At 46.7% G+C, this 21,131-nt stretch carries 14 protein-coding genes and 5 pseudogenes; 15 read left to right on the top strand and 4 right to left on the bottom strand.

The window, feature by feature from the left end; all coding sequences use genetic code 11:
* The first annotated feature begins 206 nt into the window (after nt 1-206).
* A pseudogene (locus DXA15_RS21000) lies at nt 207-724 on the top strand (HdeD family acid-resistance protein).
* Between the two features lie 6 nt (nt 725-730).
* On the opposite strand, the gene DXA15_RS20995 reads toward DXA15_RS21000, so the two are convergent.
* Nucleotides 731-1,630, bottom strand: a complete 900-nt coding sequence (locus tag DXA15_RS20995) for an AraC family transcriptional regulator (protein ID WP_128135326.1) — start codon at nt 1,628-1,630, stop codon at nt 731-733.
* 236 nt (nt 1,631-1,866) lie between these two features.
* On the opposite strand from DXA15_RS20995, the gene DXA15_RS20990 reads away from it, so the two are divergent.
* From DXA15_RS20990 to DXA15_RS25335, 13 genes and pseudogenes are all read left to right on the top strand, one after another.
* A complete protein-coding gene (locus DXA15_RS20990) occupies nt 1,867-2,484 on the top strand; it encodes a TetR/AcrR family transcriptional regulator (protein WP_128135325.1) in 618 nt (205 codons plus the stop codon).
* Nucleotides 2,485-2,516: 32 nt separating this feature from the next.
* Nucleotides 2,517-3,924, top strand: a pseudogene (locus tag DXA15_RS20985) (TolC family protein).
* Nucleotides 3,925-3,963: 39 nt separating this feature from the next.
* Entirely contained in the window at nt 3,964-4,986 is a 1,023-nt protein-coding gene (locus DXA15_RS20980; protein ID WP_128135324.1) for an efflux RND transporter periplasmic adaptor subunit, read from the top strand.
* A gap of 13 nt (nt 4,987-4,999) precedes the next feature.
* Nucleotides 5,000-8,123, top strand: a pseudogene (locus DXA15_RS20975) (efflux RND transporter permease subunit).
* Nucleotides 8,124-8,247: 124 nt separating this feature from the next.
* Nucleotides 8,248-8,541 (top strand): PG0541 family transporter-associated protein, encoded by a 294-nt coding sequence (locus tag DXA15_RS20970; protein WP_007658818.1) that lies wholly within the window; start codon nt 8,248-8,250, stop codon nt 8,539-8,541.
* Between the two features lie 6 nt (nt 8,542-8,547).
* A pseudogene (locus DXA15_RS27800) lies at nt 8,548-8,994 on the top strand (STM3941 family protein); the annotation flags it as partial.
* 124 nt (nt 8,995-9,118) lie between these two features.
* Entirely contained in the window at nt 9,119-9,880 is a 762-nt protein-coding gene (locus DXA15_RS20960; protein WP_195438584.1) for a DUF1295 domain-containing protein, read from the top strand.
* Nucleotides 9,881-9,944: 64 nt separating this feature from the next.
* The gene (locus DXA15_RS20955) at nt 9,945-11,171 is read left to right on the top strand and encodes an NADH:flavin oxidoreductase (protein ID WP_128135323.1); all 1,227 of its coding nucleotides are present in this window, start codon (nt 9,945-9,947) and stop codon (nt 11,169-11,171) included.
* The gene (locus tag DXA15_RS20950; protein ID WP_128135322.1) at nt 11,171-12,058 is read left to right on the top strand and encodes an SDR family oxidoreductase; all 888 of its coding nucleotides are present in this window, start codon (nt 11,171-11,173) and stop codon (nt 12,056-12,058) included. Before DXA15_RS20955 ends, DXA15_RS20950 begins: the two co-directional genes overlap by 1 nt.
* A gap of 94 nt (nt 12,059-12,152) precedes the next feature.
* Complete coding sequence (locus DXA15_RS20945; RefSeq protein WP_128135321.1) at nt 12,153-12,743, top strand: 50S ribosomal protein L25/general stress protein Ctc; 591 nt, start codon at nt 12,153-12,155, stop codon at nt 12,741-12,743.
* Nucleotides 12,744-12,863: 120 nt separating this feature from the next.
* A complete protein-coding gene (gene pth / locus DXA15_RS20940; RefSeq protein WP_128135320.1) occupies nt 12,864-13,427 on the top strand; it encodes an aminoacyl-tRNA hydrolase in 564 nt (187 codons plus the stop codon).
* 2 nt (nt 13,428-13,429) lie between these two features.
* Entirely contained in the window at nt 13,430-13,864 is a 435-nt protein-coding gene (locus DXA15_RS20935; RefSeq protein WP_128135319.1) for an RNA-binding S4 domain-containing protein, read from the top strand.
* Between the two features lie 319 nt (nt 13,865-14,183).
* Nucleotides 14,184-14,351 carry a hypothetical protein gene (locus tag DXA15_RS25335; RefSeq protein WP_158579691.1) on the top strand — a complete coding sequence of 56 codons (168 nt, stop codon included), beginning with the start codon at nt 14,184-14,186 and terminating at the stop codon, nt 14,349-14,351.
* Here DXA15_RS25335 and DXA15_RS20930 read toward each other — a convergent pair.
* The 3 genes and pseudogenes from DXA15_RS20930 to DXA15_RS20920 all read right to left on the bottom strand — a co-directional run bounded on the left by DXA15_RS20930 (nt 14,348) and on the right by DXA15_RS20920 (nt 19,417).
* Entirely contained in the window at nt 14,348-14,821 is a 474-nt protein-coding gene (locus DXA15_RS20930) for a toxin-antitoxin system YwqK family antitoxin (RefSeq protein WP_128135318.1), read from the bottom strand. The genes DXA15_RS25335 and DXA15_RS20930 overlap by 4 nt on opposite strands.
* A 122-nt stretch (nt 14,822-14,943) precedes the next feature.
* Nucleotides 14,944-16,578 carry an Ig-like domain-containing protein gene (locus DXA15_RS20925; RefSeq protein ID WP_128135317.1) on the bottom strand — a complete coding sequence of 545 codons (1,635 nt, stop codon included), beginning with the start codon at nt 16,576-16,578 and terminating at the stop codon, nt 14,944-14,946.
* Between the two features lie 45 nt (nt 16,579-16,623).
* Nucleotides 16,624-19,417, bottom strand: a pseudogene (locus DXA15_RS20920) (TonB-dependent receptor).
* Between the two features lie 225 nt (nt 19,418-19,642).
* Between DXA15_RS20920 and DXA15_RS20915 the strand changes: the two are divergent.
* The gene (locus DXA15_RS20915) at nt 19,643-20,908 is read left to right on the top strand and encodes a DUF3843 family protein (RefSeq protein WP_128135316.1); all 1,266 of its coding nucleotides are present in this window, start codon (nt 19,643-19,645) and stop codon (nt 20,906-20,908) included.
* The last annotated feature ends 223 nt before the right edge of the window (nt 20,909-21,131 follow it).

The following is a 21,131-nucleotide window of genomic DNA, read 5'->3' as shown; positions in this document are numbered from 1 at the left end:
AACTCTCTCATATATTATGATAAAACATTCTTATAATATATGCGATTATAATATCATAATATATGATACTCTTATGAATAAGGGACAAACTGCGCGAAACCCTTTACTCCCGATTTTTAGCATTATAAATACAGGATTTTTCCATATAGTAAAGAAAATAACGTATCTTCGTTGTTATATATAAAGAAAAACAAAAGAATATCCATATGAAAAGAATCAACAACTCAGTCTTACGCAGTGCGTTTGCCATGATTTTAGGATTTGTACTGGTCTTATGGCCGGAAGCAGCTGTCACCTATCTGGTTATTGCTATCGGTATCTGCTTTATTATACCTGGTATATTTTCTCTACTGAATTATTTCACCCGGGAAAAGGTAGAAGGGGAACCCTCCCCCATGTTTCCGATAGACGGAGCCGGAAGCATTTTGTTTGGGGCATGGCTTGTTATCATGCCGGAATTTTTGTTAATATATTAATGTATATCCTGGGAGCCTTATTAGTAATTGCCGGAGTCCAGCAAATAGCGATGCTTGTTTCAGCCCGCAAATGGAGTATGGTACCGTTCGGCTTCTATGTAATGCCGGCCCTGATCTTACTGACAGGCATCATGATCATTGCCTATCCGTTCGGGGCCGCCGCTAATACATTTGTGATCTTTGGCGTTGCCAGCATTTTCTATGGTATAATAGAATTAATCAACTGGTATAAATTCCGCCAAAGATGAAAAGAATCAGGATTTGCGGTATTCCATCGGGGAAATACCCATATGCTTCTTAAAGAATTTTCCAAATGTAGACTGATCGGAAAAATGCAGCATATCGGCTACCTGCTGCACGGTTGCCTGCGGGGCTTTCAGCAAGATTTTTGCTTCGACGATCAACGCATCGTCAATCCACTTATTAGCAGATTTTCCGGTCAGTTCCTTTAATATCAAGGACAAATATTGCGGAGTTATAAACAGTTTTTCCGCATAGAATGTGACCACATGTTGCTCTTTGCAATGTTCAAACAACAATTGAAGGAATTGCTCGAACAGTTCCTCCTTTCGGGAAAGGGCAGGCATCAGCAAACCATCCTTCTTTCCCATGAAAATATTGGCTATTTCCAACAGAAACCCGACAAACGCATTCTGCATTACCTCTTTCTGAAAGAAATGCGTCCGGTTTTTTATTTTACTTCTTAACAATTCTATGTAATTATCAACCAGTTCTGTTTCCTGAGGTTCAAAAGTCGTACATGGATTCTTCCTTAGTTGCATATAATTAGCCATCGAAGGACTGCGTTTCGCCGTATTACATTCATCAATAAACTCACGTGAAATGACCAGCAGTTTCCCCTTAAAATCTTCACTGATCTTGTTTAGCTGTATCGTATGCGTCGGCATAATAATAGTAAAACTATTAGCTCCTATGGTATAAGGAACATAGTCGAGTGCTATTTCCGAAGCCCCTTCCAACACCAAAACCATTAGTAATGCATCTAACCGCATCGGCATCGTATGATCCTGTACATCCTCATCTATTTCCCGGTGACCATCAATATCTGCTATCAAAAAAATATCCTGGAAGCTATCACGGATGATGATACCCTTATTCAATTCCGCAAACTTTATTAAAGGGAGATTCTCCATAATTTTATATTTAACTCATCATTATAGTCACCACAAAGATAAGTATTGTTTATAATCCCACAAGAGATATGTTTCAAATTTTACCAATTCTGACAACTTTTTCATCGGAAAGACTTTATTTTACAAAGGTATCTTTCGTTTCAAACCAATCCTGTAACAGAATAAACCTTTTGAGTTTTCTAAATTAGACAGACCTTTGTCACCGAGCATAATATAGATGATTCAAAAAAATATATATGACAAAGGAACAAGTAATGACGACGGCATTGGATATGTTCTCACAATACGGAATAAAAAGTGTGAGCATGGACGATATTGCCCGGAATACAGGTATTTCAAAGCGAACGGTTTATGAATTTTTCGAAGACAAGGAAACTCTATTGCAGGAAGCGATAAAGTACCACAACAACACTATGCGGAAAATACTTAGTGAACTGGAAAAAGGACCGTATACGGCTCTCGACGTCTTCGTTCTTTTTTACGAAGAATTCATGAAACATCCCCGCTGGTATATCAAAAGATATTACGATGATCTGAAACGTTATCCCAAAGCTGTAGAACAGGCAGAAAAAGACAAAGCCGATTTTACAACAAGATGTATCAAGCTCCTGAACCGTGGCGGAAAAGAGGGCGTTTTCCAGAAAGACCTGAATATCGAGATATTGGCTTTGCTGGCGAAAGAACAACTGAAAATGGTCCAACCGTCAAAAGCATTTGTAAACCATTCGGTGACAGAAGTATTCCAGACGGTACTGTTTACTTTTCTCCGGGGTATCTGCACAGAGAAAGGTATGGTGATTTTAGAGCGTTACGCCTTGAAACATTCGTACGATATGTTGTTAAGAAAGGAATAATACAGAATTATATTCAAATCAAATCTATTTAAATGGAACGAGTATTTATTAGCAAAAAGAGGATGTGGATGGTTGTGATGTTGCTACCTTCTCTATTCTTTTCCACCGTCAAAGCACAGGAAGTCCTGACGCTCGACCTGGAAAAAGCACTGGAGATTGCGCTGAGTGAAAACCCGACTGTGAAAGTCGCAGACAAGGAAATCGAAAAGAAAAAGTATGCACAGAAAGGTTCCTATGCTGCTCTGTTCCCTCAGGTCAGTTTTACAGCTGACTACACCAGGACATTGAAAAAACAGGTAATGTATATGGACGGTTCGATATGGGCAGTGGTGAAGGTTCAGGAGAAACAGGAGGAACCGGAGGATCAGCCGGTATGGAAAGTATCGATATGAGCAAAGGTATCGAAGTGGGCCGTGATAACAACTGGTCTACCGGCTTCAACGCATCCATGCCGCTTGTAAACGCAACTTTATGGAAAAGCCTCAGCATTTCAGCGTTAGATGTAGAATTATCTATCGAACAGGCACGATCTTCCAAAATCTCTATGGTAAACCAGATAAAGAAGAGCTTCTATGCCGTGTTACTGGCAAACGATTCTTACCGGGTCTTCAAGGAAAGCTACGATAATGCCATGGAAAACTACCTGGACATTAAGAAGAAGTATGAACAGGGAACAGTGGCCGAATATGACCTGATCCGTGCAGACGTTACAGTCAAGAACAGCGAACCGAATATGCTTCAGGCTGAAAACTCGCTGGTACTGGCCAAGTGGCAGCTGAAAGCTCTTATGGGAATGGACCTGGAGCAGGAGATCGATTGCACAGGCAATTAGCCGATTTCGAATCGGTCCTTTTTGCCGATTATATAGCAACAGACACGACACTGACAGCCAACTCTGATTTGAAACAGATCGATCTGCAAGCACAACAATTGAAGAAAACATTGCTCATGCAGAAATTCGATTATCTGCCGACGTTATCACTAACAGGTATGTATCAGTGGAATGCCATGAACAACGATTTCAAATTTAAGAATTACAACTGGACTCCCTATTCAATCATAGGTGTATCGCTTTCAATTCCGATCTTCTCCGGAGGTAGTAAATATCATACTATCAAACAGACGCAAGTATCCATCCACCAGATGGATCTGCAACGAGAAGACACGAAACGCAATCTGCAATTGGCTGTAAAACAGTATCTGGATAACATGAAAACCTGTGTAAAACAATTTGATGCCGCCCAAAAGGGAGTCGAACAAGCCAACAGAGGATATAAGATTGCCCAGAAACGTTACGACACCGGTGGCGGTACATTGCTTGAAATGAATGATGCAGAACTGGCGCTGACACAGGCGAAATTGAATCTTAACCAGTCCATCTATAATTATATGGTCGCTAAATCGGATATGGAAAAAGTCTTAGGTCAAGAAACGTATTAAGAAACAAGTATGAGTACAAAAATAAAAACAGTTTACAATATGAAAACACGTGAAATGCTGAAAGTTATCCCACTTATTACATTAGCCCTGCTGATGTCATGTTCGGGTGAAAAGAAGGATGCAGCGACAGATCCCCATGATGAAAAAGTAAAAGTGAAGATAGAGCAGGTATCCTCCCAGGATGTAGACCAGATAGCAGATTTTACTGCAACAGTAGAGGCCAATATAAAGAATAATATCGCACCTCAGTCGCCGGTTCGTATTGCGAAGCTGTTTGCCGAAGTTGGCGATCATGTAAAAGAGGGTCAGGTACTTGTCAAAATGGACGAAACAAACCTACAACAGGCAAAGATCCAACTGGACAACCAGGAAATCGAATTCAACCGTATCGACGAACTTTATAAAGTAGGCGGTGCCTCCAAATCGGCCTGGGATGCCCAGAAAACACAGTTGGATGTAAGCCGTGCCAGCTATAAAAACTTACAGGAGAACACACAGCTGTTAAGCCCGATCAGCGGCATTATCACTGCCCGTAATTATGATAGCGGCGATATGTACAGCGGTGGGGAACCGATCTATACGGTTGAACAAATCCGTCCGGTCAAACTATTTGTAAACGTATCCGAAAGCTATTTTACAGATGTAAAAAAAGGAAACGAAGTAGACATCAAACTCGATGTATATGGTGACGAAGTATTCAAAGGCAAAGTAAGTCTGGTCTATCCGACCATCGACGCTTCAACCCGTACCTTCCCTGTTGAGATCAAGATTGTCAACACAGATGAGCGCGTCCGTCCGGGAATGTTCGCCCGTGCAACCATGAACTTCGGTACACTCAACCACGTTGTTGCTCCGGATCAGGCGATTGTTAAACAATCCGGATCAGGCGACCGCTACATCTATGTGTACAAAAACGGAAAAGTATCCTACCAAAAGGTAGAATTGGGACGTCGTATGGGTAACAAATACGAAATCGTATCTGGCGTAGAAAACGGAGACCACGTGGTAATTACCGGTCAGAACCGTTTGACTAATGGAATGGAAGTTGAAATTGACAAGTAAGAAATAAAAGTATATGAGCTTATATGCAACAGCGGTAAAAAAACCGGTGACCACCGCCCTCGTGTTCGTGGCTGTGGTGATCATGGGTCTTTTTTCCTTAACCCGATTATCAGTCGACCTATTCCCGGAGATTGAAACCAACATGATCATGGTCATGACGGCCTATCCCGGTGCCAGTGCCAGTGATATTGAAATGAACGTCTCCAAACCGTTGGAGAACGTACTGAATAGTGTGAGTGACCTGAAACATATCACTTCGCAATCCAGAGAAAACATCTCTATCGTAACTCTCGAATTCGAATACGGGACCGATATAGACGTGGCCACCAACGACGTTCGCGACAAGTTGGACGTCGTGGAGTCGTCCCTTCCCGATGATGTGGAAAATCCTATCATCTTCAAGTTCGGTACCGACGATATTCCTATCCTGTTGCTATCCGTGACAGCAGAGGAAAGTACCAACGCCCTTTACAAGATTCTGGATGATAAAGTATCCAACCCGCTGGCCCGTATCAGCGGCGTAGGTGCCGTATCCATCTCTGGAGCTCCGGTCCGCGAAGTACAGGTGTATTGCGATCCTTACAAGTTGGAAGCCTATGGCCTGACAATCGAAGGGATTTCCAATATCATCGCACAGGAAAACCGGAATACCCCGGGCGGTAGCATCGATATAGGTTCGAATACCTACACACTGCGTGTACAGGGTGAATTCACCGATGCCCGCCAGATGCTCGACCTCGTAGTAGGAAGCAGCAACGGCAGGAACGTTTATCTGCGCGACGTAGCAGACGTAAAAGACTACGTGGAAGAACGTGCACAGGAAACCTTCAACAACGGCGGCCGCGGTGGTATGATCGTTATCCAGAAACAGTCGGGCGCCAACTCGGTGAACATCGCCAAAAAGGTACACGATAAGTTACCCGAAATACAGGCCAGCCTGCCTTCTGACGTAAAATTAGGTGTGATCGTGGATACATCCACCAACATTTTGAACACGATCGACAGTTTGAAAGAAACGATCATGATCACCTTCATTGTCGTAATGTTCGTGGTATTCATCTTCCTCGGACGCTGGAGAGCTACGTTCATCATTATCCTGACAATCCCGATTTCTCTGATAGCCGCCTTCGCTTATCTGCTGGCTTCAGGAAATACGCTGAATATTATCTCGCTGAGTTCGCTTTCTATCGCCATCGGTATGGTAGTGGATGATGCGATCGTTGTATTAGAAAACGTAACGACCCATATCGAGCGGGGTAGCAAGCCGAAGCAGGCCGCCGTACATGCGACCAACGAGGTAGCCATCTCCGTAATCGCTTCTACGCTGACCATGTTGGCCGTATTCCTGCCGTTGACGATGGTAACCGGTATGGCGGGTATCCTGTTCAAACAGTTGGGTTGGATCGTTAGTATCATTATGATCGTATCGACAGTAGGCGCTTTGACGCTGACTCCGATGCTTTGTTCGCAGCTGCTGCGCCTCGATCCGAAGAAAGGCCGTCTATACGTACTGTTCTTCACGCCGATCGAGAAAGCATTGAATGCGCTCGATGTAGCTTACGCACGATTCCTGAGCTGGGCTGTACGCCATCGTAAAACAGTCATCTTCGGTGCCATACTGATATTCGTAGGAGCATGATGCTGGTTCCGACCGTCAAAACGGAGTTTTTCCCGACACAGGACAACGGCCGCGTCGGTATCACGATCGAACTGCCGATCGGTACCCGTCAGGAAATCACTCGCGACCTGGCCTTGCGCATCGATAAACAGTTCCGCGAGAAGTACCCGGAAATAGATGTATTGAACTTCAGTGAAGGACAAGCCGATACCGACAATACCTTCGCACAACTTAGCGACAACGGTTCGCACATCATCGAAATGAATGTCGGGTTAAGCAGCGTGGGAGACCGCGAACGCGGATTGATCGAAATTTGCGACCTGATGCGTAAAGACCTGGCTCAATATTCGGAAATCAAGGAATATAAAGTACTGGCCGGTGGTTCTTCCGGCGGTGCAGGTGGCGAAACGACCGTCGATGTGGAAATCTATGGTTTCGACTTCGAAAAGACCGACATCGTAGCTGCCGAACTGGCCCGCCGCCTCGAAACCTTGAAGGGTTGCTCGCAGGTGAACGTCAGCCGTAAAGATTATATCCCGGAATACCAGGTAGACTTCGACCGCGAAAAGCTGGCGATGAACGGCCTGAATGTAACTACAGCCTCCACGTATCTTCGTAACCGTATCAACGGCTCCACCGCTTCAAAATATCGTGAAGATGGCGACGAATATGATATAAAGGTACGTTATGCCCCGGAATTCCGCCAGTCGGTAGAAGATATCGAAAATATCATAATCTACAACAGTGCCGGACAAGGCGTTCGTATCCGCGACGTGGGTAAAGTTGTAGAACGTATGACCCCGCCGACTATCGAACGTAAGAACCGCGAACGTATCATTACCGTTTCGGCTGTTGTTGCCCAGGGTGCCGCATTGAGTGACCTGGTAGAACAAACCCGTGCCGAACTGAAAAAGATGGATATTCCGTCTGAAATAAACTGGCAGTTGGGTGGTACTTTCGAAGACCAGCAGGATACTTTCGCCGATCTGGGTATACTGATGGTATTGATCATCATCCTCGTATTCATCGTGATGGCTGCCCAGTTCGAGTCGCTGACCGACCCGTTTGTGATTATGTTTTCTATCCCGTTCGCCTTTACCGGGGTTGTCCTGGGATTGTCTATCACACAAACGCCGCTGGGTGTAATGGCATTGATCGGTGTGATCATGTTGATGGGTATCGTGGTAAAGAACGGTATCGTACTGATCGACTACACGATCCTCTGCCGCGAACGTGGAATGAGTATCCTGACAGCAGCTGTTACAGCCGGTAAATCCCGTCTCCGTCCGGTATTGATGACCACACTGACCACTGTGCTGGGTATGATCCCGATGGCGGTCGGTACAGGTGAAGGTTCCGAAATGTGGCGTTCGATGGGTATGACGGTTGCCTGGGGCTTGCCGTTTCGACCCTGATCACGCTGGTAATCGTGCCGGTTGTCTATTGTACATTTGCCGGGAACGGGGTGAAACGCCGCCGTCGCAAGATCGCTAAACTGAACCAGCTGGAACAATTATAAAACAGACAAACCGGGAAGTGGGACTTCCCAGTACCAGGAAGAAGGTATTCCCAGCATTGGGAACGATCTCTTCCCAGTACCGGGAACCACCCGCTCCCGGATATAACATTAAAAATAAAGAATAATGAAAGCTATATTCATATCATTCAATCAGGCCTATTACGAAATGATCCTCAGTATCATGGACCGTAATAATATCCGCGGTTTCACCTACTGGGAAGAAGTGCAGGGACGTGGCAGCAAGAACGGCGAGCCCCATTACGGGAGCCACGCCTGGCCTACCCTCAACTCTGCCATACTGGCAATGGTCCCGGACGAAAAGGTAGACCCTTTCCTAGACCTGCTGCATAAGATGGATTTACAGACGGAAGCTCAGGGGTTACGTGCATTCGTATGGAATATCGAGAAATCAATTTGATAAGGTATGGAAACACCTTCTGTAACCACATTCAAATTGAGCAGGCATAAAAAGAGAGGACTGTTTCTGACTACAGTCCTCTCTGCCCTGATCGGTACCGGAGCCTTGTACGCGGCCGACGGACTCCAATACGGTGAAGGCCGTTTTGTTTTCATCGCTATCGGAGTATTCGCGTTGCTCACCACTTTCTTCTGTTTCATCAGTTATTCCTTTCTGACCCGGGAAAGTTTCAAAGCCATCTATATATCTGAAGAAGGAATTAACGACATATCTACCGGTAACCGGATCGGAACAATTTTATGGAAAGATGTTGATAGTATCAAAATAATGGACGATATTAGCAACCTGAAACGTAAATATATCGTACTGAAGGTCAGGAACCCGAACGAATATATTGACAGGGAGCCCACACGTAGTAAGAAGCGTTCACTGGAACTGCGGCTTCAATACTACGGATCACCTATTTGTATTTCCAGCCGTGCGTTGGATTGCACTTTTGAGGAATTAAAACAGGCGTATTCGACAGATACGACCTCTATAAAGCCTCACACAAAGAGGCATAGTATATTAAAAAGAAATGACACAGGAAGATTTTTCAATATTACTTATCATAATGGCGGTCATCGCCGCCATTGTTTTTGTTACCCTTTATTTCGTAGAAGCCGGCTACGGCATGTTATTCAACAAAAAATGGGGCGTGCCTATCCCCAACAAAATAGCCTGGGTATGTATGGAAGCCCCGGTCTTCATCGTAATGCTCGTCCTGTGGGCAGGATCGGAACGGCAATTCGAAACAGTCCCCCTACTCTTTTTCCTGTTCTTTGAACTGCATTATTTCCAACGGGCCTTCATCTTTCCACTGCTTATCAAAGGAAAAAGCAAGATGCCCGCCGGTATTATGACGATGGGAATCGTATTCAACCTGCTGAATGGTTATATACAAGGAATGTGGATATTCTACCTCTCCCCCGAAAATATGTATTCTATCCAATGGCTGACTACACCGCAGTTCATCACCGGAACAATCCTGTTCTTTGCCGGCATGTGGATCAACTGGCAATCGGATTACATCGTCCGCCATCTCCGCAAGCCGGGCGACACCAACCATTATCTGCCCAAAGGAGGTATGTTCAACTACGTTACTTCCGCCAACTATTTCGGCGAACTGGTAGAATGGTGTGGTTTCGCCATCCTGACCTGGAGTGCCAGCGGCGCCCTGTTTGCCTGGTGGACATTCGCCAACCTCGTTCCCCGTGCCAATACGATCTGGCATAAATATAAAGCCATGTTCGGGAAAGAAGTCGGCAGCCGGAAACGGATCATCCCATTCATTTACTGATTATCTTTGCATACTGATTATATAACTATACAACGAACAGATCATTGAAAACAGACTAAACATTATGAACAAAGAATCTGTACTATTTACTCCGGCCACTATCGGCCCGCTAACACTCAGGAACCGTACGATACGGGCGGCAGCATTCGAAAGCATGTGCCCCGGCAACGCCCCGTCGGAAATGCTTTACAACTACCATACCTCCGTTGCTGCCGGAGGTATAGGTATGACAACCCTTGCTTATGCAGCCGTCACACAAAGCGGACTTTCCTTCGAGCGCCAGCTGTGGCTTCGACCGGAAATCATTCCCGGCATCAAAAAGATAACGGATGCCATCCATAAAGAAGGAGCAGCAGCCTCCATACAGATCGGACATTGCGGGAATATGTCCCATAAAAATATTTGCGGATGCACACCGATATCCGCTTCAACCGGATTCAACCTTTACTCGCCCACTTTTGTCAGGGGGATGAAACAATCCGAGATCATGGCCATGTCGAAAGCCTTCGGACAGGCTGTCCACCTGGCACGCGAAGCCGGAATGGATGCCGTAGAAGTACATGCCGGACACGGTTACCTGATCAGCCAGTTCCTTTCCCCTTACACCAACCACCGGAAAGACGAGTATGGCGGAAGCCTCGAAAACCGCATGCGTTTCATGAAAATGTGCATGGAAGAGGTTATGAAAGCAGCCGGTTCGGATATGGCAGTCCTGGTTAAAATGAATATGCGCGACGGTTTTAAAGGAGGGATGGAACTGGATGAAACACTGGAAGTTGCACGCACATTGCAAGACGAATGCGGAGTACATGCACTCATCCTCAGTGGCGGATTTGTCAGCCGTGCCCCCATGTACGTGATGCGCGGAGCTATGCCTATCCGCACGATGACCCATTATATGCCTTTCGGATGGTTGCCTATAGGGGTCAGGATGGCTGGCCGCATGATGATACCGACCGAACCGTTCAAGGAGGCTTATTTTCTCGAAGACGCGCTGAAATTCCGTGCTACCCTGAAAATGCCCCTTGTTTATGTGGGTGGACTCATCTCCCGCGAAAAGATCGACGAAGTACTCGGTCATGGCTTCGAATTCGTCAGTATGGCACGCGCCCTGCTAAACGATCCGGCTTTCGTCAACCATATGAAAGAGAACGAACAGGCACGCTGCGACTGCGGACACAGCAACTACTGCATCGCCCGTATGTATTCGCTTGAAATGGCCTGCCACAAACATATGCAGAATCTACCGAAAAGTATTATCAAAGAAATAGAAGAACTGGAATATAAATAATGGAAAAAGGAATAGCCATTATCACCGGTGCAGACGGCGGAATGGGCCGGGAAATAACGCTGGCACTCGCAAAAGAAGGCTTTCAGATCATCATGGCCTGTAAAGAACCGGATAAAGCCCGTACTGTCTGCGATAAGATCAAAAAAGAAAGCGGGAACGGGCAGATCGAAATACGACAGATAGACTTATCCTCATTGGCTTCGGTACGCTCATTTGCCGATAAACTATTAGCAGAGGGGCGCCCCGTCAGCCGGCTCATGAACAACGCAGGAGTCCTGACAACAAATATCCGCCAGACAGCGGACGGCCTAGAAACGATCGTAAGTGTTAATTACGTAGGTCCTTACCTCCTTACCCGCCTGCTTCTTCCCCTGATGCAGCGGGGAAGCCGTATCGTTAATACCGTATCGTGCACATATGCCATCGGACGGATAGAATCCGACTTTTTCAGCAAAGGGAAAAACGGACGCTTCTCACGGATACCGGTATATGGAAATACGAAACTGGCCCTTTTACTCTTTACACGCGAGTTGGCGGAAAGAGTAAAAGAAAAAGGTATCACCGTCAATGCTGCCGACCCGGGAATTGTCAGTACCAATATGATCACGATGCATGCCTGGTTCGACCCGCTGACAGACATCCTGTTCCGCCCGTTCATCAAAACAGCGGCACAGGGAGCTGCTACTGCCATCTACCTGGCGCAATCGCCGGAAGTAGACGGTAAAAGCGGAGGCTGCTACGCCAACTGCAAAGAGAAAAAGCTCCCGGAACGCATACTCCACCACCCTCTGCAACGCCGACTTTGGGACGATACGGAAGCCCTGCTTCTCTCCCGTAACCTGCTGAACAGAAAAAATATCCCGGAGACAGTTGGAACGTATGAATAAAAAAATTACCTTTGCACCGCTTTTAACCCCCGTACGTGTGATGGGAAATTAGGAAGCATAAAAACTAATTTTGAGTAACACAAAAATTAAGAAAATGAAAACATTTCAATTAGAAGGAAAAGGCAGAGAAGTAGCAGCTACTTCAGCCGATCAGAAAAGAGCTTTGAAAGCTATGCGTAAAAATCAGGAAATCCCTGCTGTATTATACGGTGGTGAAAAAGTAACTCACTTCACAGTAAATGTTGAAGGTGTACGCAAGCTGGTTTATACTCCGGAAATTTTCGCTGTAGAACTGAACATCGACGGCAAAAAGACAATGGCTATCGTTAAAGATATCCAGTTCCAGCCGGTAACCGACGCTATCATGCACATGGACTTCATGGAAGTATCAGACAGCAAACCGGTAGCAATGGAAGTTCCTGTTGTATTGGAAGGTCACGCCGAAGGTGTTAAAGCCGGTGGTAAGCTGACATTGCGTATGAGAAAACTGAGAGTAAAAGCTATCTACACTCAGATCCCTGAAAAACTGACTATCAACGTTGATCACCTGGGTTTAGGTAAATCTATGCAGGTGGGTGCTTTACACTTCGAAGGTCTGGAACTGATGAATGCAAAGAACGCTGTTGTTTGCGCTGTTCAGTTGACTCGTGCCGCTCGTGGTGCTCAGGCTACTGCTGGTAAGTAATCTGATAAAGAGAATACCAAATAACGTGAGGGAGGAATGTTCAGGAGAATGTTCTTCCCTTTCTTATATTATACAATTTACGGATACGCCCGAACGTATCCTTGTAAAAATAGAATAACAATGAAATATCTGATAACCGGACTTGGCAATATAGGCCCTGAATATTGGGGAACACGTCACAATATCGGTTTTCGTGTCGTAAACGCATTGGCCGAAGATGCCGGAGCACCGTTCACGGAAGAACGTTACGGGGCGGTTTCACGGATGCGGGTAAAGAACTGTGAACTGATCCTGCTCAAACCGAACACTTTTATGAATCTGAGCGGAAACGCTGTCCGTTACTGGCTGCAGAAAGAAAACATTCCCGTGGAAAATCTGTTAGTGATAGTAGATGACCTGGCATTGCCTTTCGGCACTCTACGTCTGAAACCTAAAGGCAGCGATGCCGGGCATAACGGACTGAAGAATATACAGCAACTCCTGGGCACACAGGAATATTGCCGTTTACGGTTCGGCATAGGAAACGACTTTCCCCGTGGCGGACAGATCGACTATGTGCTGGGGAAATTTCCTTCCGAAGAGTTGGAATTGATGCCCGAAAAGCTGAAACGCGCGGTAGAGATTATCAAGAGTTTTTGTCTGGCAGGTGTACAGATCACCATGAACCAGTTTAATAACAAATAAGTATGAACGAAGTACGAATAGATAAATGGATGTGGGCAGTCCGCATCTTCAAATCCCGGACCATCGCAGTCGAAGCCTGCAAGAAGAACCGGGTGATGATCGGAGGCGTAAATGTAAAAGCATCGCGTATGATAAAGGTCGGTGATGTTATACAGGTCCGTAAACCGCCTATCACCTTTTCCTTTAAGGTGCTGGCATTAACGGAACGCCGCATGGGGGCCAAACTGGTTCCCGATTATATGGAAAATGTAACGACTCCGGATCAATACGAAATTCTTGAAATGAACCGTATCTCCGGTTTCGTAGACCGTGCACGCGGTCTGGGCCGTCCCACCAAGAAAGATCGCCGCGAACTGGAACAGTTCACCGATCCGGGCATGGCCGGAGATGGGTTCGACTTTGAATTCGATTTCGGATCGGAAGGTGATGATGAATAATGTTCAGTTATTATCAGATTTGAATATTACTTTTCTCTTGAAAGAAAAGTAACCAAAGTTCAAGGCTCAACCGGCTTCACTGCTTCGGTGAAAGACTCCACTCGAAAATCCGAAACTCGCTACGCTCAAACAACGGATTTTCTTTACCGTTCCGTCTTTCACCTACCCGGACGTTCACCCGCTTAGGCCTTTCACAGGAAGCACAGCTTCCTCTTAGGATGGCCGAAACCGATACTTATAGAACAAAAACTTTCGGATTTAACAGGTAGTATCGGCAATCCCAAAAGAACGCAAAGCGTTCTATGAAAGGCCTCAGCTGATGAGCGTTAAACGAAGCATCCGCAGAGAGCGTCCGGAGGCTGTGCTGTTTGAGCGAAGCGAGTTCACAGACGACAGCGAACGTAGGATGCGCAGTAGCGAAGCAGGTGCAGCCTTGATCTTTTGCCTACTTTTCCATCAAGGGAAAAGTAAGTTCAATTCTTTCTAACTGTGTTTCTCTTCCGTCAACAAAACACCTTCATCATTCCATGTCCGCCAAATGCCGCTTTTCTTGCCGCGGGTATAGAACATTTCAAAGCGCATGATGCCTTTATCGTTCCAGATACGCCAGGGACCATCTTTCTCGCCATCTTTATAAGTGGCCAGGCCAATCAGTTGTCCGGCTTCGTTGTAAGTACGCCACTCTCCATGAAAGATGCCATGATAATAAGAGCGGACCTCGGCTATTTTTCCATCCGGATAATAGATCACATAGGTACCTTCGGGGCGCCCGTCTTTGAGGTAAAGCTCCATCTTCAACATGCCGTCATCGTAGAATTCGGTATAACGGCCGGTGTACGGAGCTGTCTGTGTTTCATCCGTATAATACTGTCCCTCGCTGAGAACCAGGTCCTGCGCCTGTATAGCCAGAGAACTTCCGGCGATTAATGCAGATGCCAATAATAATTTCCTATTCATTTATTGTCGCTATTGTAGATTCTTATATATATCCTATAATATAAAAAGGCAAAGGGCGCCGGAACATGTAACCATCTCCCGGGCCCCGAACCATTATTCAAAAACTTGAGTAAGAAACAGAATCAATATACAGTATTCTGCGGATCCCAGTTTGTCCAACCTTCCGTCCAGTCGTTTGTTCCGTCGAAAGCACCTTTGTAAGTTACCTTTTCAAAGAAGCTATCGGCCAATTTAGAAAAGTCAGCACCTTTCACTGCATCCGCTACGACAGAAGAATAGTCACCGTCTTTCGCAATGATCTGCCGGGTATTTTCCAGAACCGTATTATTACCGGCACGGTTGAAGAAGTTCTCGCTCACCTTTTCGTCTTCGTAGAAGTTCTTCCACATACCGGCAAAGATCACATTTTCGATAACGATACCATCGTTAGCCTGCCCTTTCTTGTCTGTTGCACGCAGACCATAAGGCCATCCCGTAAAGACTGAGTTATATACATTCAGGCTTGAATTACGACGCAGGTGCATGGCAGCCTGGTATTTTCCGCCCTTGGCTCCGTTGGCTGCATCGGCAGTCTTGGCTTCCACTTCCGCCTGTGTCATATCAAATACCTTACCATAGAACGGGCCGATCAGGGTTACATTAGAGAATACCGGCTTGGTAAACGGCGTATTGGTAGAACCGTCACCGTCATTATCAGACTCAAAACCATTGGAATCGGAAGTATCGGCAATATCTTTATCACGTACGCTCAACAGGAACTGTAGTTTACCTGTATAACCGAAGTCTGTATCGAAATCATCATCCCACCCCTTATAAGCAATCAGGTGTTTCGCATTCACCGTACCACCGAACCATTCATAAGAATCATCATTCGAATAAGATACCTGAACAAATTCCACTTCCGTACCGCTACCTACGCCTCCGAATGTCAAACCGTTGATTTCCTTATCCGGCTCCAATGGATAACCGGCAAATTCGATACGTACATATTTCAGCTTACCGGAACTTTCGCCGTTAAATTCATCAGAAGTCGTATTGCCATAGTGTGTGCCGGGGCCTCCTTCAATAGTCGGCTGGTTCGTACGGTTTACGCGGGCATTACCACAAATAATCAAACCACCCCAGTCACCGGTTACACGTTTGCCCGGTTCCTTGTCGGAAGTAAAGACGATCGGTTTGTCTACCGTACCTTCAGCGATGATCTTGGCACCCGGCTCGATAATCAGGGAAGCCGCTCTCTCACCCGGAGCAACGGAAATACCTTTGATAACGGAACCTGCCTCGATAGTCAACGTAGCGCCGCTCTTGACATAAACGAAACCTTTCAGGAAGTTCTTGTTGGCAGCAGAGATAGTACGATCGGCAGTGATATTGCCTTCCAGCGTATCTTCTAGCACCTCCGGCGCATCTTCAGATACGGTTACGGTGCAAGTTGCCGTCTTATCTCCACTCTTCGTCGTTGCAGTAATAGTCACAGTACCTTCGGCCACACCGGTTACCTTACCGCCATCCACGGTAGCCACCTTTTCATCGGAAGAACTCCATGTAATTGTTTTATCTGTCGCATCCTCCGGAGTGACAGTGGCAGACAATGTGACTGTCGCACCCGGTTTAACTGCGGCTGTCGTAGGATTTACAGCAACAGCAGAAACGGCTATAGTACCCTCTTTTTCGTCATCATCACTACAAGATACAGTTCCAAACATCACGGCCAGTGCAAACACAGAGGCCAAACCTTTTAATAGAAATCTGTTCATAATAAAAACATTTTGTTTGTAATAAGAATTATAGTCAATTAATCATTAGAACTTTAAGGAAACACCCACATTGATATCCACTCCCGGACGATAGCTGCGGATCAGCTGTTCACGTTCGCGCTTCCCCCCGTTTTCATCCGTCAGCTTCACAAATTGTTTGTATTCCACTTTCGAATTAAGCAGGTCCTGTACACCCGCCTTGATCTCCACGAACTTGCCGATCTTCTTCGAGAATGTCAGGTCCAGCGAGTTGCGGGGCATCTCGTATATATCGGGAATATCTTCACTTTCATTCTGCATCGGGACACCGACCGACTCGATACGCTTCCCGATCCGGTTGTAAAGCAGTGAGGCAGAGATTCCCTTGTCGTCATGCTGATAGAACAATCCGGTGTTCACCAGGTAAGGAGATTGTCCGGCCAGCGGACGGTCGCGCTCGGGAGCACCATCCTCGAAACGTACCCGGCTATAGATATAAGCGGCATTGCAAACCAGGCTCAGTCCTCTTAACCCGATAAAGTCGAGGTTTTTCCGGATATCCAGCTCCACACCGAAAGCATCGGCGTTCTTCGCATTATGATAGGTATATTGCAGGCCCGATCCGGCTTCGTTGTATGTCTCTTCGATCGGGTCTTTGAAACGTTTGTAGAACCCGCCCAGCGTAATCATCTCGCCGGTGGCCGGATAAAACTCGTACCGTACATCCAGATTGTCGGCATAGGCGTTCTTCAGGTCGACGTTACCTACGATATTGGCATCGCGCTCCAGATTGAAGTAAACGTAAGGCACTACCTCCCGGAACTCCGGCCGGTTGACGGACCGTCCGTAAGCCGCGCGTATCAAATGTTTCTCCGTCAGATTATAAGAGACATTGACCGAAGGGAAGAAATCGGTCGCATCGTTATCCAGATGTACCGGCTCGGTACCGTCGGAAGAATACCCGTCCATCACCAGGTTGTAATATTCCATGCGAACCCCGACCACGGCATTCAGCTTCTCGCCATAGTTCAACTTTGCCGAAACGTAGGCGGCACCCAATTTACTGTTCGAAGTATAAGAATCGTTATTCTTCGTTACCTCGCGCATCCAGATACGGTCGGCAGAGATGTTATCGTCCGAGAATATCCCGGTATAATCCCAATCGGCATAACGGTCATAGCCCGTACCCAGCAGGTTGTAACCAAAGCGACGAGCATCGAACGTACGGTCTTTATATTCTCCGTAGATACCACCGTTGAATACGGGAGCAAACATATCAGACACTGCGAACTTATGTTCGTAATTTGCCGCCAGCGATGCACTGTGATCTTTCAGGTCCTGATAGTAACGCATCGGATCGGATACATAATAGTTCGGCTGCTCCTTCTTATTCTCATCCAGGATAGAGTTTACGATCTTGCGGTCGGGCTCCCGGTAAGAGGCGAAGGCATAGCCGGCCGTCCAGTCTACCTTGTCGATATTCTCCCGCAAGGTATGCGTACCGCTCAACTGGCCGGAATAGGTCGTACGTCCGGTATAAAGCGATTCCCATTTGCGGATATCCTTATCGGAATAGTAGTTGGTCCCCTCCCGTTGCGTCAGGGCGGAAACACCGCGTTGGCTGAAGAAGTTACGAAATTCGTACTTATTGCCACCCTTCATGAACGACCAGTTGAAGAGGGCACCCAGCTTGGAAGTATTCCGGTAGCGAATGTCATTGTATTCGAAACGGGGACGGGAGACGTCGTTCGCCACATCATAGGTGATATAGTTGTTGTTCACCGTTTCCGAATAGTCATATTCCGTACTCCAGTTCACGTTGGTGATATTTCCGATTTTCCAGTCGCCGATGTCGAAGGTGCGGTGAGAGGTAAGCGAGATCTTCTGGTCGGGAATGGCCTTGAATGTATTGATCCCCCAGCGCTGGTTGATCTGCCGGGTGAAAGCGGCCGCCTCTTCTGTCGAATGCTCTCCCAGATGGGCAGGAAAAGAAGCAGGCAGGCTCCGGGCAGCGGCTCCGAATCCGAAATAATCTTTCCAGCTTCCTTCTGTCAGCCGGAAGTCACGGAAGGTCGCATTCGTATTAAAACCCATTTGATAAGAAACTGCAAAGGTATTCCCTCCGGGATATTCTTCGTCATCACCTGCACGAAGCCACCTGAAAAATCGGCAGGAACCTCGGCCGACGGACTTTTATAAACCATCATATTATCGATCAGCGAAGAAGGCAGCACATCAAAAGAGAAAGCCCGGCTGTCCGTCTCGCTCGAAGGCGTCGTGGCATTGTTCAGCCAGACATTGTTATAACGCTGCGCCAGGCCGCGCACCACGATAAACCGGTCGTCCACAATCGTGATACCGGGGATGCGGCGAGATACCTCGGCTGCATCGCTGTCCTGCGTCTTACTGATCTGCTGGGAGGAAATACCGCTCACGACCGGCAGACTTTTCCGTACCGTATTGATAACAGCCGCCTCTGTTCCCAGTTTACGTTGGGCAACGACCACCACATTCTGCAACTGAGGTCGGCATCCGAAAGCTCGATACGCAACACCGCCTCCTGACGGGCGACGACTTTGACCTCTTTGATCGTTTGTGAATTATAAGAGACATAGGAAGCTACCACATTATATACACCCGGCTTTATGTTCTCGATACGGAAATTACCGTCCACGTCAGCAATCGCGCCGACAGAGGTTCCTTCGATCGTTACAGTCGCACCGATCAGCGCTTCTTTGAATTTGGCGTCGGTCACCGTCCCGCAAATCACTCCGGTCTGCGCCCCGGCCGCCCATGAGAGAAAACAGCCAACCAACAGGCCCAGCAGTTTCTTTATCGTCCTAACTTTTACAGTACTCATTCTTTAATACTTGTTACATCTTTGAATTATTCGAGAGCAAAAGTAAAGAGAGGATATTTCAGGGTTATTTAGATTTTGTCACATTGTATGACAAGATGGTTACATTCCGGATACAGGGTACAGACCAGAAACTTTTAGACCAGACAGAAAAATAATACAACAATCTACATGTAAACTTATTTTACTACATTTGCATCTTCATTATTCTAAACAGATAAACAATATATGAAGAACACTAAAATCTATCCGAAAGACTGGCTGCAACTGCATCCCTATAAACAATCAGGTCCGACCGACCTTTATTATACCCGTATTGCCAATCAGATACATGAAATGATGGAACAGACCGACCTGGCGAACTCGTTCGAAAAGGAAGATGTCATCCAGATCAGCATGCGTATGGCGGCTTATTTCGAGGACGTGATATCCGGCCTGAACATATGGCGTGCATTCATCACGGAATATAAGAAACAGACAAGCAACTATCTCCCTTTCTATACCGTCAGCGACCATTATTACGACGACGAGGCAAACTACGAAGACGTCCGTTTCCTGCTCTGGCATTACACCCAGCAATACCACGGCGCCAAGAAAGGCACTTTCGTCAACCCCGATAACCCAGCCAACGAAGAGACGGCCCGCCTCATCTACCAACTGTTTTGCAAGGAATGGACTACCGCTCCCGAAAACACAAAGATGCAGGCTCTTTTCGCCCCGGAAACATCATACGAGGACCCGGAAAAACAGGCCGAACTGCTCCACTGGTTCCACTATAATTCTTACCTGCTGACCGACTCTAACGTCGACCTGAGCGAAACGGTAAAGGAATACTGGCGCCAGAACCCGAACGAACGGCAGAACACACAGGCCGTCATGGTTATCTACGACTCGCTGGCTCATATCAGCCGGACGCCTCTCCTGGCCTACACGTCACCGAAATGGCTCTCGCTTATCATGCCGGAAACGCATCCGGACTATGCCGCCTTCGCCGATAAAGCGGAAAAAGCAGAATCCTTTGTCGACCCCGCCATCAAGGAACGCGAAGAGAGCAACAAGGCAGTCTACGATAAATTCACAGAAATTGCGGACGGCAAGTTATTATTCTATATGAAGAGCAAGCAGGAATTCATCGACTTCGCCACCAAACAACTGAAACTGGAGGAAAGCGAATATACTCCGCTGGCCGATTGCATTGAATTCAACGAGTTTGCCGTATATGCTTCTCCCCGTGAAGGCCTCCAATTACTGGTAGACGGCATCGAATTCATCAAAGACGAACAAAACCCGTTCTACAACGAGAAAAAGGCTTCCGACCAGGGATTATCTTTCTTCATCGTCAAACATTGCAGCAAAGACCTGCTAAAAGCCCTCGAAGAACGCGGCATGCTCGCCGATGCCCAAACCAAGAGCCTGCTCAGCCCCGAACGCGGAAAAGATATCATTCATGGGAATTGGGAATTCCTGGCGAAGTATTTTATCAGAGAGGTTTAAAAGGATAGTGGCAATTATAGAAAAAATTGAATCATCTGTTTATTGACTGGTTGTAACTGGCTCCCCTCTTGAGAGGGGGTAGGGGGTGTGTTAAAGCCAGTCAATAAAACAAGCCTTGTTACAGGTTTATTTGCCGTCTGCTTCAGCTGACGGATTAGTCAAGGGGTTATCTCATTGGACTTTAGTCCCATTTCTTACAGGTTTCTATCTAGGAGAAATGTGG

Origin of the sequence: Parabacteroides sp. AM58-2XD, assembly GCF_003463685.1 — a bacterium.
In the GTDB taxonomy this organism is placed as follows: Bacteria; Bacteroidota; Bacteroidia; order Bacteroidales; family Tannerellaceae; genus Parabacteroides; species Parabacteroides segnis.
This window is presented reverse-complemented; position numbering and strand designations above follow the sequence as displayed.

Bases quoted from the DNA above. Each gene is read 5' to 3' on its own strand.
- DXA15_RS20995 (WP_128135326.1), bottom strand. From the start codon at position 1,630: ATGGAGAATCTCCCTTTAATAAAGTTTGCGGAATTGAATAAGGGTATC.
- DXA15_RS20990 (WP_128135325.1), top strand. From the start codon at position 1,867: ATGACAAAGGAACAAGTAATGACGACGGCATTGGATATGTTCTCACAA.
- DXA15_RS20980 (WP_128135324.1), top strand. From the start codon at position 3,964: ATGAAAACACGTGAAATGCTGAAAGTTATCCCACTTATTACATTAGCC.
- DXA15_RS20970 (WP_007658818.1), top strand. From the start codon at position 8,248: ATGAAAGCTATATTCATATCATTCAATCAGGCCTATTACGAAATGATC.
- DXA15_RS20960 (WP_195438584.1), top strand. From the start codon at position 9,119: ATGACACAGGAAGATTTTTCAATATTACTTATCATAATGGCGGTCATC.
- DXA15_RS20955 (WP_128135323.1), top strand. From the start codon at position 9,945: ATGAACAAAGAATCTGTACTATTTACTCCGGCCACTATCGGCCCGCTA.
- DXA15_RS20950 (WP_128135322.1), top strand. From the start codon at position 11,171: ATGGAAAAAGGAATAGCCATTATCACCGGTGCAGACGGCGGAATGGGC.
- DXA15_RS20945 (WP_128135321.1), top strand. From the start codon at position 12,153: ATGAAAACATTTCAATTAGAAGGAAAAGGCAGAGAAGTAGCAGCTACT.
- pth (WP_128135320.1), top strand. From the start codon at position 12,864: ATGAAATATCTGATAACCGGACTTGGCAATATAGGCCCTGAATATTGG.
- DXA15_RS20935 (WP_128135319.1), top strand. From the start codon at position 13,430: ATGAACGAAGTACGAATAGATAAATGGATGTGGGCAGTCCGCATCTTC.
- DXA15_RS25335 (WP_158579691.1), top strand. From the start codon at position 14,184: ATGAGCGTTAAACGAAGCATCCGCAGAGAGCGTCCGGAGGCTGTGCTG.
- DXA15_RS20930 (WP_128135318.1), bottom strand. From the start codon at position 14,821: ATGAATAGGAAATTATTATTGGCATCTGCATTAATCGCCGGAAGTTCT.
- DXA15_RS20925 (WP_128135317.1), bottom strand. From the start codon at position 16,578: ATGAACAGATTTCTATTAAAAGGTTTGGCCTCTGTGTTTGCACTGGCC.
- DXA15_RS20915 (WP_128135316.1), top strand. From the start codon at position 19,643: ATGAAGAACACTAAAATCTATCCGAAAGACTGGCTGCAACTGCATCCC.